The 18,481-nt window shown below is 46.6% G+C and carries 17 protein-coding genes and 1 pseudogene; 16 read left to right on the top strand and 2 right to left on the bottom strand.

Features of this window, described 5'->3' with window-relative positions:
• Positions 1–3: 3 nt before the first annotated feature.
• From atpG to OKX56_RS04820, 3 genes are read left to right on the top strand one after another with little or no spacing between them, the layout of a single operon-like run.
• Positions 4–852, top strand: a complete 849-nt coding sequence (gene atpG / locus OKX56_RS04830; RefSeq protein WP_019224987.1) for an ATP synthase F1 subunit gamma — start codon at positions 4–6, stop codon at positions 850–852.
• A 37-nt stretch (positions 853–889) separates the two neighbouring features.
• Positions 890–2,293: a F0F1 ATP synthase subunit beta gene (gene atpD, locus OKX56_RS04825; RefSeq protein ID WP_019224986.1), complete on the top strand. Its 1,404-nt coding sequence runs from the start codon at positions 890–892 to the stop codon at positions 2,291–2,293.
• Positions 2,294–2,295: 2 nt separating this feature from the next.
• On the top strand, positions 2,296–2,697 hold the full coding sequence (locus tag OKX56_RS04820; protein WP_019224985.1) for a F0F1 ATP synthase subunit epsilon: 402 nt from the start codon (positions 2,296–2,298) through the stop codon (positions 2,695–2,697).
• A gap of 89 nt (positions 2,698–2,786) precedes the next feature.
• Here OKX56_RS04820 and OKX56_RS04815 read toward each other — a convergent pair whose 3' ends face one another.
• Positions 2,787–3,089 carry a metal-sensing transcriptional repressor gene (locus tag OKX56_RS04815; RefSeq protein WP_019224984.1) on the bottom strand — a complete coding sequence of 101 codons (303 nt, stop codon included), beginning with the start codon at positions 3,087–3,089 and terminating at the stop codon, positions 2,787–2,789.
• A 218-nt stretch (positions 3,090–3,307) separates the two neighbouring features.
• On the opposite strand from OKX56_RS04815, the gene OKX56_RS04810 reads away from it, so the two are divergent.
• The 7 genes and pseudogenes from OKX56_RS04810 (at position 3,308) to OKX56_RS04780 (ending at position 9,302) form a co-directional block, all read left to right on the top strand.
• Positions 3,308–3,940, top strand: coding sequence for a hypothetical protein (locus tag OKX56_RS04810; protein ID WP_019224983.1), 633 nt, complete (start codon positions 3,308–3,310; stop codon positions 3,938–3,940).
• A 188-nt stretch (positions 3,941–4,128) separates the two neighbouring features.
• Positions 4,129–5,379: a UDP-N-acetylglucosamine 1-carboxyvinyltransferase gene (murA, locus tag OKX56_RS04805; RefSeq protein WP_019224982.1), complete on the top strand. Its 1,251-nt coding sequence runs from the start codon at positions 4,129–4,131 to the stop codon at positions 5,377–5,379.
• A gap of 78 nt (positions 5,380–5,457) precedes the next feature.
• Entirely contained in the window at positions 5,458–6,393 is a 936-nt protein-coding gene (gene spoIID, locus OKX56_RS04800) for a stage II sporulation protein D (protein WP_019224981.1), read from the top strand.
• A gap of 3 nt (positions 6,394–6,396) precedes the next feature.
• Positions 6,397–6,873 (top strand): annotated as a pseudogene (locus tag OKX56_RS04795) (hypothetical protein); the annotation flags it as partial.
• Between the two features lie 213 nt (positions 6,874–7,086).
• The gene (gene spoIIID / locus OKX56_RS04790) at positions 7,087–7,341 is read left to right on the top strand and encodes a sporulation transcriptional regulator SpoIIID (RefSeq protein ID WP_015044900.1); all 255 of its coding nucleotides are present in this window, start codon (positions 7,087–7,089) and stop codon (positions 7,339–7,341) included.
• Positions 7,342–7,563: 222 nt separating this feature from the next.
• Positions 7,564–8,553, top strand: a complete 990-nt coding sequence (gene mreB, locus OKX56_RS04785; protein WP_019224979.1) for a rod shape-determining protein MreB — start codon at positions 7,564–7,566, stop codon at positions 8,551–8,553.
• A 17-nt stretch (positions 8,554–8,570) separates the two neighbouring features.
• The gene (locus OKX56_RS04780; RefSeq protein ID WP_019224978.1) at positions 8,571–9,302 is read left to right on the top strand and encodes a WecB/TagA/CpsF family glycosyltransferase; all 732 of its coding nucleotides are present in this window, start codon (positions 8,571–8,573) and stop codon (positions 9,300–9,302) included.
• Between the two features lie 124 nt (positions 9,303–9,426).
• On the opposite strand, the gene OKX56_RS04775 is transcribed toward OKX56_RS04780, so the two are convergent.
• Positions 9,427–10,548, bottom strand: a complete 1,122-nt coding sequence (locus OKX56_RS04775) for a glycosyltransferase (protein ID WP_019224977.1) — start codon at positions 10,546–10,548, stop codon at positions 9,427–9,429.
• Between the two features lie 98 nt (positions 10,549–10,646).
• On the opposite strand from OKX56_RS04775, the gene OKX56_RS04770 reads away from it, so the two are divergent.
• The 6 genes from OKX56_RS04770 (at position 10,647) to secA (ending at position 18,432) form a co-directional block, all read left to right on the top strand.
• Positions 10,647–11,873, top strand: coding sequence for an O-antigen ligase family protein (locus OKX56_RS04770; protein WP_025206217.1), 1,227 nt, complete (start codon positions 10,647–10,649; stop codon positions 11,871–11,873).
• A gap of 60 nt (positions 11,874–11,933) precedes the next feature.
• Entirely contained in the window at positions 11,934–12,305 is a 372-nt protein-coding gene (locus OKX56_RS04765) for a hypothetical protein (RefSeq protein WP_019224975.1), read from the top strand.
• Positions 12,306–12,408: 103 nt separating this feature from the next.
• Entirely contained in the window at positions 12,409–14,094 is a 1,686-nt protein-coding gene (locus OKX56_RS04760) for a DEAD/DEAH box helicase family protein (protein WP_242836979.1), read from the top strand.
• Positions 14,087–14,809, top strand: coding sequence for a ComF family protein (locus OKX56_RS04755; RefSeq protein WP_019224973.1), 723 nt, complete (start codon positions 14,087–14,089; stop codon positions 14,807–14,809). The genes OKX56_RS04760 and OKX56_RS04755 overlap by 8 nt, the downstream gene beginning before the upstream one ends.
• A gap of 427 nt (positions 14,810–15,236) precedes the next feature.
• The gene (hpf, locus tag OKX56_RS04750) at positions 15,237–15,767 is read left to right on the top strand and encodes a ribosome hibernation-promoting factor, HPF/YfiA family (RefSeq protein ID WP_015044892.1); all 531 of its coding nucleotides are present in this window, start codon (positions 15,237–15,239) and stop codon (positions 15,765–15,767) included.
• 154 nt (positions 15,768–15,921) lie between these two features.
• Entirely contained in the window at positions 15,922–18,432 is a 2,511-nt protein-coding gene (gene secA / locus OKX56_RS04745) for a preprotein translocase subunit SecA (protein WP_019224972.1), read from the top strand.
• The last annotated feature ends 49 nt before the right edge of the window (positions 18,433–18,481 follow it).

The raw sequence follows: 18,481 nt of genomic DNA, 5'->3' as shown, positions 1-18,481 counted from the left end.
GAAGTGGCAGGAGTACGCGATATTCGCAGACGGATCCGTAGTGTAGCCAATATGCAGCAGATTACCAAAGCCATGAAGATGGTAGCTGCCGCCAAATTACGGAAGTCTCAGGAAAAAGTCATCGCTTCCCGCCCATATGCCAAACAGCTTCAGAGTGTCCTAGCCCGTCTTGTTCAGAACCAGGCGGAGGCAAGGCATCCGCTTCTGGAAAAACGTCCAGTGGAGAAAGTGGGATATATCCTCGTAACGTCAGACCGAGGTCTGTGCGGAGGGTTTAATACCAACTTGAATCGTATGACCAGGAGTCTGCTTGATGAAAAGACGGACGTTCAAGCCGGTTTGGTAGCAGTAGGCCGGAAAGGCATTGATTTTTTTACCAGACGTAATATTGAAATCATTACACAGTTTACTGGATTGGGCGATAGCCCCAATTATAGCCAAGCCAAAGGCATTGCTAAAGATGTCATTGGGTTATATACCCGCGGCGAATTAGATGAGGTTTACCTCGTTTATTCCAAATTCATTTCGGTTCTGTCTCAGGAACCAACCGCTATCAAATTACTGCCGATTGAACCATCCGCAGAAAAGGCCAGTGGCAGCTATATCTTCGAGCCTGAACCCCAGCAAATGTTGGATAAATTACTCCCCAGCTATGTTGAAAGTCAGATTTTCAGCGCCCTCCTGGAAAGCAAGGCGAGTGAAATGGGGGCAAAAATGACGGCGATGGATTCAGCAACGGAAAATGCCAAAGAAATGATTGGCAAGTTGACTTTAATGATGAACAGAGCCCGTCAGGCAGCGATTACCAAGGAAATTTCTGAAATTGTAGGGGGAGCTGCGGCTCTGGAGTAGCTGCTTTTCGTACCTTATCAAAGGAGGTTGCAAGCTTGTGTCAAAAATAGGTAAAGTAATTCAAGTCATGGGTCCGGTTGTAGACATCGAATTTGATTCCGATGCCCTGCCGGAAATTTATAGTGCGATTGTCATTCAAAACGAAGTAAAGAACTCCAAACTGACTTTGGAAGTTGCCCAGCATCTAGGCAACGACACCGTGCGTTGTATTGCGATGTCGTCCACCGACGGTCTGACCAGGGGTGTAGAAGCCGTGAACACCGGTGCACCGATCACTGTCAGCGTCGGTACTGAAACATTGGGGAGAATGTTCAATGTCTTGGGAGAACCGATCGACAATCTACCCGATGTGAACACGGAACTAAAATTCCCGATTCATCGTAAAGCACCACCGTTTGTCGATCAGGAAACCACAGATACGATGCTGGAAACAGGGATTAAAGTAGTCGATCTGCTGGCACCATATGCTAAAGGCGGTAAGATTGGTCTGTTCGGCGGTGCTGGCGTAGGCAAGACCGTTCTGATCCAGGAGCTCATTAATAATATCGCAACCCAGCACGGCGGTATTTCCGTATTTGCCGGCGTTGGTGAACGTACCCGTGAAGGGAATGACCTCTGGAATGAAATGAAGGAATCCGGCGTTATTAACAAGATGACCATGGTGTTCGGTCAGATGAACGAACCCCCCGGTGCCCGCTTAAGAGTAGGACTGACCGGTCTTACCCAGGCTGAATTTTTCCGTGATGAACAGGGACAGGACGTGCTCCTCTTCGTCGATAACATTTTCCGCTTTACCCAAGCCGGATCTGAGGTGTCCGCACTCTTGGGCCGTATGCCGTCGGCGGTAGGCTATCAGCCGACCCTGGCTACGGAAATGGGCAACCTGCAGGAACGCATCACTTCAACGAAGAAAGGTTCCATCACCTCCGTTCAGGCTATTTATGTGCCGGCGGATGACTTGACGGACCCCGCACCGGCTACGGCCTTTGCGCATTTGGATGCCAAAACGGTTCTTTCCCGTTCGATTTCTGAAATGGGTATTTACCCGGCGGTGGACCCGCTGGATTCCAGTTCCCAGATCATGACCCCGGACATCGTTGGCCAGGAGCATTACGAAGTTGCCCGCGAAGTGCAGAAGATCCTGCAGCGTTATAAAGAGCTTCAGGATATTATTGCGATTCTTGGTATGGACGAGCTCAGCGAAGATGACAAACTTCTTGTTAACCGAGCCCGCCGCATTCAGATTTTCCTTTCCCAGCCGTTTAGTGTAGCCGAGGCCTTCACCGGCATGAAAGGCAAATACGTACCGGTCAAAGATACGATTCGGAGCTTTAAAGAAATCTGCGAAGGTAAGCACGATAGTCTGCCTGAAGAAGCGTTCCGGTATGTCGGAACGATCGAAGAGGCGGTTGAAAAAGCGAAACAGTTGGGAGCTGTATAACCATGGCTGGAACGTTTAACTTTGTTGTCGTGGCACCTGCCGGCGAAGTTCTGAATACGGAAGTTGAATTTATCCTGGCACCCGGAGCGGAAGGAGAACTCGGTATCTTAGCCAACCATTCTCCACTCATTGCCAACCTGGTAATCGGGGTCGTCCGCTATACGCAAAACGGCAAAGTGGAAAAAATGGCAATTGGCGGCGGATTTTTGGAAGTTGTCCAGAACAAGGCAACGATCCTGGCCGACACCGCCGAGCTTGCGGAATCTATCGACGTCGCGAGAGCAGAGGCGGCCAAAGAGCGCGCTGAAAAACGCCTCGGTGAAAAACAGGCCGAGACGGACATCATCCGAGCGGAGGTTGCCTTGAAAAGAGCTGTCGCTAGGCTCAGAGCGACAGAAAAATAGCCTTGGGTTCAAAAGTAAAAAGGATGCAGCGATCATATTGCTGCATCCTTTTCTTATCTTGTCTTGCCTGGTCATAATCTATTCCGCATTTATTTTAGAAATTTGTCAATAGCATCATTCAGTTTGTCGATGACTTCGGTATTGTTTTCCTCATAAGCATGAACCAAACAGTGATTGATATGGTCACTCAAGATGACTTTACCGGTATTGTTAAGTGCGGAGCGGACAGCCGACAGTTGTATCAGTATTTCACTGCAGTCTACTTCATCGTCAACCATTCTTTTTATACCTTCCAGATGGCCGATTACTCTGGCCAAGCGATTTAAGACATTTTTCTTGTTTGGATGGGAATGGGCATGGAGATGCTTATGCTCAAGGCTGTTGTTTTCCATTAAAGTGGCTCCCTTCTGATGAGTACCTGTAAGAAAATTGATATATAACATTTTACCATGAAAAGGCTTCTGGCAACATAGCTAGAAGAATCTAAAAAATCTAAAAAAATCTCTTATGTTTTGGGAATCTCCACTTTGGTCAAACTATTAATAGTTGATGACATTTGAATTAAAGACAGGAATGACAACTAAAAATCAGTAAGCTGGAGTGAGAGAGCGTGTCTGGAAAAAAGACCTTGCTTTGTTTGTTCATATCCCTGACCATTATCGTCTTATCAGGATCAGCAGCCGGGATTGCCAGTAGCATTAAAGCCCAAAGCAATCCTGACAGAAATCTTGTGCTGCTTCTTCATTCGGGACTTGCATCTTGCCAAAATGCCCGGGTAAAATATATTATCTGGACGGAAGATAGCAGCAGTCAGAAGGAAATAGAAAATGTTTTGCAGTCAAGCGGCTTGCTGTGGAATAAAGCTGTCCTGAGCGACTTTGCCAACAGAACGGCCTATCAGTACAGCGCAGAGCTGGAAATTAATCAAGACCAGGAAGGTGATGTTCTCAACACGTATGAAGTACTGAACCTTCGATTATCCAGCCGGGAAACAAAAGTATACCTTGAAGAAAGCGTTGATCAGGAAATTGATATCCAACGTTATTTTAAAATGAACATTGTCAGCATTATTCAACAAACGGATATTCCATCGCTGTATGCTCTGTCCGGTTATACCTGGGGATCAGGCCAGGGTATTAAAGCCGGGAAGGATACAATCAATATACAGGCGGTGACCAGAAAATCCGGAGATAATGGTGGAAGGACTGTACTTGCGCTGCCGGCACTCCTCGAGGAAGTATAGTATACAATAACTTTAAGGTTGACATAGTACGAATAAGTTTTCTTTCCTGCTTGCAGGAAAACAGACCGGTAGAAAAGAACTATTACTGTTGAAATGGAAAACCGGATATGGGATGATTAATACTGGATTGTTTGGACCGGATCATGATATAATCGTAGTTTAGAAATAGGTCAGGAGATGACAATAATTTGAGCAAATTTGTTGTGACAGGCGGAAGAGAACTGGAAGGGAAAGTGGATGTCAGCGGGGCAAAGAACGCCATATTACCGATCATTGCAGCAAGTCTGCTGACTTCAGATAAGATTATTTTGGAGGAAGCCCCCGATCTGCTCGACGTTCAAGTCATGGGGCAGGTTATCGAATCTCTGGGGGGAAAGGTTAAAAGAAAGAACAAGAAATTACATATTGAAAACAGGGATATCGAAAACATAGAGGCTCCTTACGATCTTATATCCAAAATGCGAGCATCCATATTTATTATGGGTCCTTTGCTTGCTCGCAAGGGCAGAATCAGGATTTCTCATCCCGGTGGATGCGCAATCGGGTCCAGACCGATCAACTGGCATATTAAAGGTTTGGAGCTGCTGGGAGCCCAGGTCCGTATGGATAATGGTTTTTTGGACGTTTCGGCCTCCAGACTGAAAGCGGCAAGAATATATCTGGATTTTCCGAGCGTTGGAGCAACCGAGAATATCATGATGGCTGCAGTAAACGCTGAGGGTACGACCATTGTTGAGAATGCTGCTCAGGAACCCGAAATTGTTGATCTCGCCAATTTTATCAATGAAATGGGTGGTAAAATCCGCGGCGCAGGCACAAATATCATTAACATTGAAGGGGTCAAAGAACTTCATGGAACCACGCATACGATTATACCGGACAGGATCGAAGCAGGAACATACATCTTGATGGCTGCGGCCTGCGGCGGGGAAGTCTTGGTGCGGAACGTCATCCCTGTCCACTTGACTTCGCTTTTGGCCAAACTTGATGAAGCCGGCGTGGTATATAAAGAGGAAGATGACGGCATAAGAGTCATTGGCAAAGGGAACTATCATGCCGTAGACATTAAGACCCAAGTGCATCCGGGGTTTTCAACCGATTTGCAGGCGCCGATCATGGCGATGCTTACACGGGCCCATGGAACTTCAATGGTTACAGAGACCGTTTTTGAAAACAGATTCATGCATGTCGAAGAACTGAAAAGAATGGGCGCAGATATCCGGATTGAGGGCAGAAGTGCGATTGTCCAGGGAGTGGAAAACCTTCATCCCGCTACCGTAAGTGCGAGTGATTTGCGGGCCGGAGCGGGCCTTGTTCTGGCAGCACTGACGGCCAATGGCACCTCGGAAATCAGAGAGATCCATCATATTGAAAGAGGTTATGAATACCTTGAAGTTAAATTAAGGGGTATTGGTGCCAATATCACGAAAGAAGAATAACCGACTTCGTTTGTATCATATCGCTGCCCTCCTGTGCATACAAATAGGATATGCTTGTACTGCGCAGGAGGCCAAAACGTGAGTAAAAGAATGAAAACAATAACGGCCGCTGTCATGGCCGTTATCTTTTTTGTAGGAATACTGCCCGTGCTTATCAGTTGGTTTGGGGGTGGAGACCAGGACGATCCGGGAATACCGGTAAGGGTTAAACTGGCAGACGGCCAGATCAGAGCAATACCCATAGAGGAATACCTGGTCGGGGTAGTTGCAGCCGAAATGCCTGCCCAGTTTGAAGCAGAGGCGTTAAAGGCCCAGGCTGTTGCCGCCAGGACCTATGTACTGAAAAGGATGGAATCCGCTGCGGGCAGCGACTTTGATGTGGACACCACTGTCAATACGCAGGCCTGGAATACCAATGAAGAAATGCGGACAAAATGGGGAATCATCAACTACTGGAAATACCAGCGCAAAATTGCAGATGCGGTTAAAGCTACACGGGGGAAGGTTGTTACGTATCAGGGAAAAATGATTAATGCGTTTTTCTACAGCAGCTGCGGCCGGAAAAAGACTGAGCAGGCTGGAGACGTTTGGAGTACTGATCTGGATTATCTCAAAAATGTGCCGTCCGGGGAAAGTGATTCACTACGGTTCGTCAAACATCAGATCTTTCAGTGTGCTGAATTTTATCAGCTTCTTGGTTTCACCCAGATCCCGGAAAAGTTTTCGGACAGCGATGTCATCTTGATTGAAAGGACGAAAGCCGGACGGGTAAAGACACTGGCTGTCAGAAACAAAGTTTTCAAGGGAACGGAACTGCGGAGCAAGCTTCAGCTTTCCTCAACCGATTTTGAATGGGAGACCCGCGGAACAGAAATTGAGTTTGTTACGTACGGCAAAGGACACGGAGTCGGAATGTCACAATACGGGGCCAATGACCTGGCTCTAAAAGGCGAATCGTACATGGAAATCCTGGGACATTATTATCAAGGGACAAAACTTGAAAAGATTTACTGATACCGGACCGGAGACTGCACAGTTCATCCCCGTTTGGGATTCAGACACAAAGTGGATGCCGTCACTACCGATTTGCTGCTAGCTCCGGATAAACCAATAGATCTCGAGCTTCTGGACTTCTGCAGGATCTGCAAAAAATGTGCTGAAAATTGCCCAAGCCCAAGCAATTACCCTGGACGCGGATCAATCGAGCATAACGGTTACCTTCGCTGGAATAGTGATATGAAGAAGTGTACTATATTCAGGGCAACCAACGAAGATGGTGTTTTCTGCGGGCGTTGCATGAAGGTCTATCCGTGGAACTCGAAAGAGGATTCCTGGTTCCACGAAGCAGGAATTTATATTGGAAGCCATGGCGAGGCTTCTGCCAAATTTCTTAAGTCAATTGATGATATGTTTGAATATGAAAAAGATTCTATGGGGTCGGTTGCCTCGGAATCTCAGGTCAAAATAGTAAATGGGGCAATACCAAAGGCATAAATACCTTCTTGTTTAATGCTTTTCTCAAAGATCAGAAACAGGGGAAGACCATACTGAAAGGCCATAGCGGGTTTGATTTAGGAAAAAGGCGGCCTGCCTGCAAATCAGTGTACATTATTTACCAGTAAGGGACATCCTCTTTAGGATGTCTTTTTCATTTGTACCAGCATATAAATGAACTAAAACATTGCAGGTACAAAGGGGAGAGGGAGAGTGCAGGAACATATCAAAAGAAGAGCTTTGGACATTGGCAACTATATTATAGAATCGAGCTGTACAGTGCGGCAGACCGCGCAAATATTTGGGGTATCCAAGTCGACGGTACATAAAGATGTAACGGAAAGATTGCCGTTGATTAACAAACGACTTTCCTCTCAGGTCAAGCATGTCCTTGAAAGCAATAAAGCCGAGAGGCATATTCGGGGAGGAGAAGCAACCAAGAAAAAATATATGCATACGGAGGATTAGCTCCTAAAAGACAGACAGAAAAATAGGTCGCAAAAAACGGAAAGAAAGAGGAAAACATAAAATTACATCGAATAATATGAGCAAAGTTATAAAAAGAATCTCCCCTCCAGGGAGATTCAATTTTGGCTGCCGCCCGGCATGTAAATGCTTGGCGTCTGCCAGGTTTTTCTTATTTTCATGGGACAAGCCAATAGAATCGTGAAGTGAAAGGGGCAGCACCTGATGTTTGGGACTGATCTTGGGATCGATTTAGGCACGGCGAGTGTTCTGGTCTATGCACAAGGCAGGGGTATCGTTTTGCACGAGCCTTCGGTCGTTGCGATTGATAAGAACACAGGTAGAAGAATTGCGGTCGGCGAAGAGGCCAGAATGATGCTTGGCAGGACTCCCGGAAGCATTATGGTCATCAGGCCGATGAGGGATGGCGTCATTGCAGATTATCAGACCACCGAAATCATGCTGAAATATTTACTCAAAAAAGCGGGAATAAAAAACTGGCCTTTTATTAAAAATAGAGTTGTTGTCTGTATACCGTCCGGAGTCACCGAAGTTGAAGAAAGGGCTGTAAAACAAGCCGCTATGAAAGCCGGTGCCGGACAGGTCAAAGTAATTGAGGAACCTTATGCAGCTGCCCTGGGGGCCGGTATGGACATATACGGCCCCGAAGGAAACATGGTCGTCGATATCGGCGGTGGAACGACAGATATTGCAGTAATCAGCCTGGGAGGGGTCGTAACCAAAAAAAGCATCCGCATGGGCGGGGATAAACTGGATGAATCGATTATCAGGTTTATTCGCAGAGAATTCAATTTGATGATCGGAGAAAGAACGGCGGAAGATATCAAGATCAAAGTCGGCTGCGCCGTTCAGGAAGGAAAAGCAGACAACACGGAGATCGATGTCAGAGGAAGAGATCTCATCACCGGACTCCCGAAGACCATCATGGTAGATTCAAAAATGACGTATAAAGCGATGGAAGAATCGCTGGAAGTGATTGTAGCCGGAGTTAAAGATGTTTTAGAGCGTACACCGCCGGAACTTGCTGCGGATATTATGAACAGGGGAATCGTACTTACCGGCGGAGGATCGATGGTAAATTCCCTGGATCTGAGGATTTCTAAGGAGACGGGACTCATTGTGACCCTTGCCGATCATCCGATTTCCTGTGTCGCTTTAGGGACGGGCAAAGTCCTTAAAAACAGTTTCAAGTGAGAATCCCGGGGACAAAAATGAAACAATTGGAAATATTGGGAACGCGTATTGATCCGGCTAGTTTGCAGGACTGCCTTGAAACTATCAAAAATACGATTTTGCTGGGGCAGCAACTCCGGATTGTGACCGCAAATCCCGAATTAATTTACAAAGCTGAACATGACGCCAATCTCCTAGCAGTCATCAATTCAGCCGGTCTTGTCGTACCGGATGGGGTCGGCGTAGTTTGGGCTGCCCGGAAACTTGGCCTTCCAGTCAAAGAAAGAGTAACCGGCATCGACCTGACAGCAGGGATATTAAGGGAAAGCAACCGTCACGGATGGAGAGTATTTCTGTTGGGCGCGAAGCCGGGCATTACAGAAAAAGTTATTCGGCAGCAGAGCCTGCGGTACCCGGGGATAGCGTTGGCGTGTCATCATGGTTTTTTTACGCAGGCAGAAGAGCCGGAGGTCATCCGGCAGATCCGTCACTTTGCACCGGATATTCTTTTGGTTGGCTTGGGTGCCCCCAAACAGGAATACTGGAATCATGAACACGCAGGGCTGGCTAAAGTAAGTATGGGTATCGGGGGGTCATTCGACGTACTGTCCGGAGAAGTGAAACGTGCCCCCGGGGTATTTCGGGAATCCGGACTGGAATGGCTTTACCGGCTGATCAGCGAACCGGGCCGGATAAAAAGGCAAGTTGTACTTCCACTGTACCTTCTAAGGGTTCTGAAACAGAAATATTTCCCGGAATCTGATAAATAAAAACGGTTCATATCGGTTAATCTTGACCGGATGATTCTAATAGGGAATAAATATGATTCTAATCGATTAGGAAAATAACTCACTCAGATAATATACGAAAGCTAAGTGACCGTTTACAGCGCACTTAGCTTATTATTTTTTCATAAAAAGTTATTGTATCCTGAACCATTTTTTCAATGGAAAACAGGCTGGCCTTTTGCCTAGCCCTGGCAGTCATTTCGGCAGAAAAAGCCCTGTCCTTGAGCACCTTGCTGCAGGCCAGCGCCATCGCCGCAGGGTCAGCCGGCGGAACGAGCAGGGCTTCCTTGTGGTCTTCCAGAAGTTCAGGGATCCCGCCGACCTTGGAAGCTATAATCGGGATTCCGGCTTGAGCGGCTTCCAGTAAAACTAGTCCCATTCCTTCGCTCAGAGAAGGAAATACAAACAAATCCATTGCCGGCAGGGCCTGCCAGGCTGAAGGCAGGTAGCCGGTCAGCGTAAATGAAAGTCCGGAAAGCTTCAGTTGTTCGGTCAGTTGATTATGAAGAGGACCTTCACCAATGATGAGCAGATGAAGGTCAGGGATTTCCGCAGTAAGCAGTTTCATCGCTTCAATCAGGTAAAACTGCCCTTTCACCGGGTGCAGACGACCAATCGTTCCGATGACAAGACAATGATCCGGGATTGACCATTGTTCACGGAAGGCTTTGAGCATTTGGTCTGGTTGAGTGAATGAAAATATTTCACTACCGTTATAGATCACGTTCACCGGCAAAGTTAATCCTTTCCTGTTCAGTCGGATGGCAGCGGATTGGCTGAGACTGACGGATACCGCAATAATGCCGGCAGACCAGTGCAGGGTGAGATTATCGACCCAGAGAGAAATCCTGCCTTTGAGGGAAGACGGATAATCGTATTCCGGCAGGCTGTGGATGGTTGAAATGCAGGGGATCTTGGTGAGTCTCGCGACGGTCCGCCCCAGAAGGTTAGCCCTTGTGCCATGGGCATGGATTAACGCAATCTTATGTTTGCGGCAGAAAGCAATAATGGTAGGCAAAGGGGAGAGGTCAAAAGGGAACTGCATGGGGAATATTTCAGACGGGATGCCGAAAGACTGTGCGCATGGTGCCAGCGCGGAGCCCTTGGTCAGACAACCCAGAAAAGGATTTACGCTTTGCCTGTCCAGATTTTTCAGGAGATTCAGAACGTTCTGCTCAGCCCCTCCGATCTCGCCGCCTCCAATCAGATGAAGAACATTAATCGACATAGATTGCCTCCTCCAAAGCCTTTGGCATAATATTTCTCTGCTGTTATAAATATGATAGAGAAATATGATTGGACTTGCAAGTCCTGCGGAGGATTAAGGTGAATTATGGGAGGACAGAAAATTTCCTAAGTGTGTTTATGTTTTTGGGTATGATATGCCACGGGATTTTTTTTATCCGAGAGTGGCTTGTCCTGGGTGCTGTCTTGATATTCTACACGATTGCTCACTGGAAACAAGTTTGTCTTACAACTATCGCCGCCAAAAAAAAATTTCGGAATCCGGTGAGCATTTTTTTGCTGCTGAGCCTTTTTTCGCTGGTGGGACTATTCAGTCCAGTCAGGGCAATTGATGGCTGGCTGGAAGCGTTCCGCTGGCTGGTATATTTATCTGCCTATTTGTGGGGAATACAGCTGGCGGCTGCCGGGGGGGCAAATAGGTTTTTAAACAGAATGATATGGTTGACAATTTTGGCGGTGGTACTGTCCTGGCTGCCCGGAAGTGAGAATATCTGGCTGCCGCCTGGCCCGCCGGAAGAAGGGCGCTATGCCTTCTGTTTCGGATATCCGAATTCTGCTGCAGCTTTTCTTGGGTGCCAATTAATGGTAATATTGATAAAAAGGGGATTTAACCCATTTTTCTTGCTGCTGCTGGGAATAAGTATCCTATCCACTGGATCAAGGGCTTCGATACTGCTGCTTTTGTTGTTTATCCCGATTCTATTGCTAAAAAAAAGAGCTTTAACTCAAAAAAATATTATAAATATGGATAGCATCAGAACTGTAACCGAAAAGCGTTCTCAGGCGTCAGTCAGAATAATACTTCTTGCTTGTTTGATCATTGTCCTATACCCTGCAGTTTCGAGTATACAGGTGCCATTCAGCCATTTAAGTTCCTGGACGTATACCAGCATGGCGGAAAGAATTACGTATTATGCTGATAGTATCCGGCTTGCCAGAGATGCATATTTTCTGCCGCGGGCGGGAGGATGGCTCGGTTTTCCCTTTATTCAGACCACCCCTTATTGGACATTGGATACCCATTCTTCATTTTGCCGGGTGCTTTTAAATCAGGGGATCATTGCTCTTTTGTTATTAATGCTTTGGGCACGGCAAGGATTCAGGAGTTTTGTCCAGGACCTTTGGAATGGAGATGACCTTGGAACGATCTGTACGAAAGCAGCAGCTCTATTTTTGGGACTGCACAGCCTGATTGATGTGGATATGTCTTTTGGGATTATCGGCATCTTATTCTGGCTGCTGGTCGGGCTCAATACCGGGGAAAAAACAGAAAATCAGGACAAGATCAGAACCGCCTTGCTTAGCTGAAGCATATGATAGAAATAATCAGAAGAATTAATGATTATACGGCAAAGGCAGGTCAGGCACATGATGCTTATTTATGGTGTATTGGCGGTAGGTTTGATTATTCTTTGGTTATGGGCAGGACAATATGAGTGGGAGCTTCCGGATGCCCTGTCTGAACGGATTGAGGCCTTTAGAACAAACAACACGCGGCAGGTGAAGACAATCACTGACAATGCGGTTTTGGCTATTGAGGCCAAGGAATTTGACCATGAGGATATTGAAAAAGAAATTTATATGGTCAGAAAAACACGAAACAGGCAGGAGGGAATAATTGTCAGCATAGATTTGTCGCAGGAGAATGCCAATCTTCCTAAAGACGAGCAGGAAAGAACCAAGACCCGTCTGGAAAGACGTTTTCCTGGCCTGACGGTTCAATATACTCAGAAAGGATAAGGACAAAAGCGTGCTTTTTTACATATTAGCCAAAGACAATGGAGAATTCTGTTTTTCTCCGCTGCCTTCTGCGGGCCTAATCCTGGGAGGGTGGACGAGGTATTTGAGCCCGGGGTTACCGCTAGGAAAGCTGCTGGCCGTCACTGCAGGGCTGCCTGATAAAAAACCAACGACACAACCAGCCACGCAGCCATTTTCACCAGCTCTGCCATCAGCACCAGTTATAGACAGGGACTTTGAAAACAGGCTTGCCCAAAAGCTAACAAATCGAATGAAAAAAGAAAATATGGGCGTTCAAGAAAAGGTTCGGTGGCAGGATATCAGCCGGGAGGCCTTGCCGGAGGCATTCAATATCGAAGTGCTGCAGAATGAAACCGTGTACCAAAAATTCCTGAGAATAGCGGAGGGCAGGCAACTCGCCGAAAATGAGTTTCGGATTGTGGAGAAGAAGCTCGGCGTTAGTACGAAGGAACTTCTGGGCTTCATGCAAAAAGCTGTGCAGAGCGGAAATGCAGAGTGGCTGCCGATTTTTGAACAGGTTCGATCCAGGTATTTCTGCCGGCGCTGCGGAAGCAGTCATTATGAAGAATGGCCATCACTGTATGGCGATACATATACCTGCCTTGACTGTCGGGAAATTGGACCGCTCAATTCTCTGCAAATTCTTTTTAGGCTCCATTCCGTCGATGTTCCGGGTCAAACACAGGTGGATACGGATAAGTGTAAACCAGATCAAACTGTCCGGAGTTATAGCCTGGAATTTACTTTTGCGCAGGAAAAGGCAGCCGAAGAGCTTTGGCAGCAGGTGCACCGGCAAAAAGCACAAGAAACGCTGCTTTGGGCTGCCTGCGGTGCTGGAAAAACAGAGGTTTGTTTCCCTTTGATCGACAGTTTTTTGCGTCAGAATAAAAAGGTTCTTTTTGCGGCACCCAGACAGGACGTTGTGCACGATGTTCAGCCTCGTTTGCAGAAAAATTTTCCGGAATACAATATCAAAATTTTAAGCGGAGCGCTGCCGCAGGATATGGAGCCCTCAAAGCTAACCGTCGCAACAACGCATCAAGTTCTGAGATTTTATCGGGCTTTTCACCTGATTATCCTTGATGAGACTGACGCCTATCCGTATGAAGGAAGCAGCGTCCTGGAATATGGGATCAGACAGGCTTTGAGACCAGATGGACAAATTATCTGTCTTACAGCGACACCGTCAGCAGAAATCCTGTTACGGGTCAAGAGCCAGAAATGTGCGATCGTCAGACTCCCTGTAAGACATCATGGATTTCCTGTTCCGGTCCCCGAATGGCAAAAAAATAAACTGACCAGGGATCGTTCACTGGTTGAATTGAAAAAAGTATTGCTGAAATTGATTGCGGACGGTCCGATTCTGGTCTTTGTCCCCACAGTTGCGTTGGTTAAAGAATGGACGGGTGTGCTGAAAATGGCTTTTAGTGATCTGCGCGTGGAGGGAAGCTGGAGCTCGGATGCTGCGAGGAGAGAAAAGATCGTACTTTTCAGGCAGGGCGATATTAATATTTTTGTCTGTACATCCATTTTAGAAAGAGGCATAACCATTAAAGGTGTACAGGTTGCAGTTTTATTTGCGGATCATACGCTCTATGATGCGAGGGCTTTGGTCCAGATGGCCGGCAGAACAGGCCGGAGCGCAGAATGTCCGTTTGGAAGAGCCGTCTTTATTTATGCCGAACAAACCCAGGCCATGATCCAGGCCAACCGCTGGATTCAGGACCAGAACAGGCTGGCTGAAGAATGGGGATGTCTGAATGGTTGATTTATTCTTGAGACTTAAAGAAAACGCAGTGCTTTTGTGGTATGAGAAGACAACGTATTGTCTGCTTTGCGGCAATGTATCAGAAGAACCGGTCTGTCTGATTTGTCAGCAGGCGTATTTCTTTCCGAATCTGCCTCGCTGTGGTTCCTGCGGCAAAATTCTTGCAGAGACCAAAACACGTTGCCGAAATTGTGAAACAGGAAAGGGGCCGGAAGGATTGGATAAGGTAACCTGTCTGGGTTATTACAAAGGTGCCTGGAAAGAATTGGTTCAGCAAATTAAATATAAGGGACAGCCATATTTGATAACGTCTCTGGCAGAAGTGATCATTCCATGGGTTATCCGCTGGTTGCCTCCTCCTGACGCAGTAGTTCCGGTGCCGATGCATCCGGACAGGCTGGCCCAAAGAGGATTCAATCAAGCAGAGGTGCTGGCCTCAATCATCAGCAGGCAGCTGGCAATTCCTTATCAGAATTTGCTTGACCGAATAAAGGATACAATTCCTCAGACTACCCTGGGACGCAGGCAAAGGCTGCGGAATCTCCGGGATGCCTTCTCAGTCAAACCTGGTTACAGTGATCTCAGGGAAATTGTCTGGCTGGTTGATGATGTTGTGACGACAGGCTCGACGCTAGAAGAATGTGCCGGGGTACTGAAAAAGAATGGGGTAAAGAAAGTCTATGCTTTTTGTCTTGGCGCGGGAAAAGAAGAATGAGACAATTTGCCGCATAAGAATTATTTTTTGCAGAAAATTGCAGAATGAAGACAAAAATAGGACCTTCGTACTAATCGATGGACTGCTCACAATTTTATCCACCAATAAAAATGAAAATATACGCCAAAAAGTAAAGTTATCAACATTATCCACAATTTGTTGTGTATAACTTCAACAAACCGAAACGCTAGTATCATGTTAACCCTAAATCTCATATATCCTGACAGCAGATTTTTCGCAATACTGCGTTGTCTTGCAGAAAATCTGCTCGCCGTCATATAAAATTTTAAGGTTAACAAGATACTGCTTCTCAGGATGTTTTCAGTTCGTTGAGGTAATAATATCACTAAACAAAGATAAAATTTGGCAGGAATTTAATAAGAAAAGATGAATTATAATACTATATCAGGCGAAAGGGGTTGAGACTATGAATATCAATGTTCGAGGCAAACAAATGAAAATGACGGACGCGTTAAAGGATTATGTAGAAAAAAGAGTCCGTAAGCTGGAGAAGTACTCCGATGATTTTCTCGATATTCAAGTCATGCTGTCCGTAGAAAAAGAACGTCAGAGAGTTGAAGTTACTGCCCCGCTAAACGGATTTCTTCTCAGAGGTGAGGAAGAAACAGATGATATGTATTCCTCCATCGACCTGGTAGTGGATAAGTTGGAACGCCAAATGGAAAAATACCGCAAGCGTATTGGGAAAAAAAGAATAAAATCCACGAAGGAGGAGCCGAGCTATATCCTCGAGGATGATGAAGAAATCTTTGACAATAACAGCATCGTTAAAACAAAAAAGTTTTCAGCTAAGCTTATGTCGGTTGACGAGGCAGCGATGCAGATGGACCTGATCGGGCATAATTTTTTTGTATTTGCCAATGCAGATACGGGGCAGATAAATGTTGTTTACCGGCGTAAACACGGTGGCTACGGCCTACTGGAGCCAGAATACTAAAACGGCTGAACGACTCAGGTTTATTAATCGCATATCCTGAGCAAAAAAGTGTCCCGCCTAAGCGGGACATCTTTTTGCTTAGATTGAACCTTCAGTAAGACAGTGATAAAATAATCATATTAAGCACACCGCGCAAGGTGAAAGGTGGACCAAAATGGGTTTTTTAAAGGATTTGATTGATGACAACGCCAGAGATATAAAAAAGTACCAAAAGAAAGTTGAAAAAATTAATCAGTTGGAACCTTCCATACAGGTACTCTCTGATGACGAACTCAGAGCAAAGACAGTGGAATTCAAAGAAAGACTGGAACAGGGTGAGACGCTGGATGATCTTTTGCCGGAAGCCTTTGCTGTCGTCAGGGAGGCTTCGAAAAGAGTTCTCGGACAGCGGCACTATGATGTTCAGCTTATAGGCGGAATGGTCCTACACGATGGAAGGATCGCCGAAATGAAGACCGGGGAAGGCAAAACGCTGGTTGCAACCTTGCCTACGTATTTAAATGCCTTAACCGGCTTGGGCGTCCATGTTGTGACGGTTAACGATTATCTTGCCACCCGTGACGCCAACTGGATGGGCCAGGTGTATGATTTTCTCGGTTTGTCCGTCGGGTTGATTGTTCATGGTCTGACACACGAACAGCGGCGGACAAGCTATAACGCCGACATTACGTACGGCACGAACAATGAATTCGGATTTGACTATCTGAGAGACAATATGTCCGTCAATCCTGCCGCTGTCGTCCAGCGGGAGCTCCATTATGCGATCGTGGACGAAGTAGACTCGATTCTGATCGATGAAGCGAGGACGCCATTAATCATTTCCGGAGAAGCTGATAAGCCCACTGAACTGTACTTCCGGGTTGCGAAGGTTGTCCCCCGCCTTAAGCCGGAGGAAGACTATCATGTCAATGAAAAGGACAGAGTTGTAACGCTGACGGAGAATGGGGTATCTAGGGTTGAAACAATGCTCGGGGTGGATAACTTATACGATGATCTGCACAATGAAGTTGCGCATCACGTCAATCAGGCTTTGAAAGCGCATACCCTGTTCAAGCTTGACCGCGACTATGTGGTGAAAGACGGTCAGGTCATTATTGTCGATGAATTTACGGGCCGCTTAATGTTCGGGCGCAGGTACAGCGAGGGGCTCCACCAGGCGATTGAAGCCAAGGAAAATGTCAAGATTGAGCGGGAATCTCAGACGCTGGCAACAATTACGTTTCAAAACTTTTTCCGGATGTTTAAGAAACTTGGTGGCATGACCGGTACCGCGAAGACGGAAGAACAGGAATTTATTAATATTTACAGGTTGGACGTCGTAGAAGTCCCCACGAATCTTCCGATGGTCAGACAGGATCTGCCTGATGTTATCTATAGGACGGAAGAAGGCAAGTTTGACGCCGTAGTCAACGATATTTCGGAAAAGAATGCCAAAGGCCAGCCAGTACTTGTTGGAACGATTTCGATTGAAAAATCCGAGAAGCTCAGCGACATGCTGAAAAAGAAAGGTGTTCCACATCAGGTGCTGAACGCGAAGTTTCATGAACTTGAAGCCCAGATCGTCGCCAAGGCGGGGGAACAGGGTATGGTAACCATTGCAACCAATATGGCAGGCAGAGGAACAGATATTGTTCTTGGGGAAGGCGTAAAGGAACTTGGCGGACTGCATATCATTGGCACGGAAAGACATGAATCTCGCCGGATTGACAATCAGCTGAGAGGACGTTCCGGCCGTCAAGGCGACCCGGGGTCTTCCCAGTTCTATATTTCACTTGATGATGATTTGATGCGGCTTTTCGGCGGTGACAATATTGCCGGGCTAATGGACAAACTGGGTATGGACGACAGTGTTCCTGTCGAATCCAAAATTGTCAGCCGCAGTATTGAAACAGCCCAGAAGAGAGTCGAGGGCAGAAACTTTGACATCCGCAAACACGTGCTGAATTATGACGATGTTATGAACAAGCAGCGTGAGATTATTTACTCGCAGCGCAGATCCGTTCTGACAGGAGAAAACCTGAAAGAACAGGTAATGGATATGATCGAAAAAGTCATAGCCGACACCACAGCGCGTTACAGCGGAAATAGCCCGTATCCGGAAGAATGGGATCTGGTCAGTTTTCTGGACTATGTCGACAATGTCATTCTTCCTGATCATGACTTTACCCCCGAACAGATTAGCAATTTAGCCAAAGAAGAAGTTGAAGAACTATTGACCGACAGGGTGCATGAACTGTACGAGATCAGGGAATCCCAGTTCGGTTCGGACCTGATGCGCCAAATTGAAAGAGCAGTGGCTCTGCAGGTTGTAGATACCCGTTGGAAGGAACATCTTGACGCGATGGACAGCCTCCGGGAAGGGATTGGCTTAAGAGCTTACGGACAGCGCGATCCGCTCCTTGAATACAAGAATGAAGCCTTTGATATGTTCCAGGGTATGGTAGAATCCATCCAGGAGGACGTTTCGACTTATATCTTAAGAGTAACACCTCGGATTACGACGCAAGTTCCGGAACAGGCGCAAAAAGTCTCCGAGAACCGTTATGAGGAAGAACAGGAACAGGCCAAGAAGCCCCGCAAAATTGGGGAACATATTGGCCGCAATGATCCCTGCCCGTGCGGAAGTGGGAAGAAATATAAGAAATGTTGCGGAATCAACAGCTAAATAAAATGTTGACAAAACAGATTTGTTTTACTTTAATAAGCAGTGGAAA

The sequence above is a fragment of the Dehalobacter sp. genome (assembly GCF_030063005.1).
GTDB lineage: Bacteria > Bacillota > Desulfitobacteriia > Desulfitobacteriales > Syntrophobotulaceae > Dehalobacter > Dehalobacter restrictus.
Note: the sequence above shows the minus strand (reverse complement) of the source record. Positions and strands in the feature narration are given on the sequence as shown.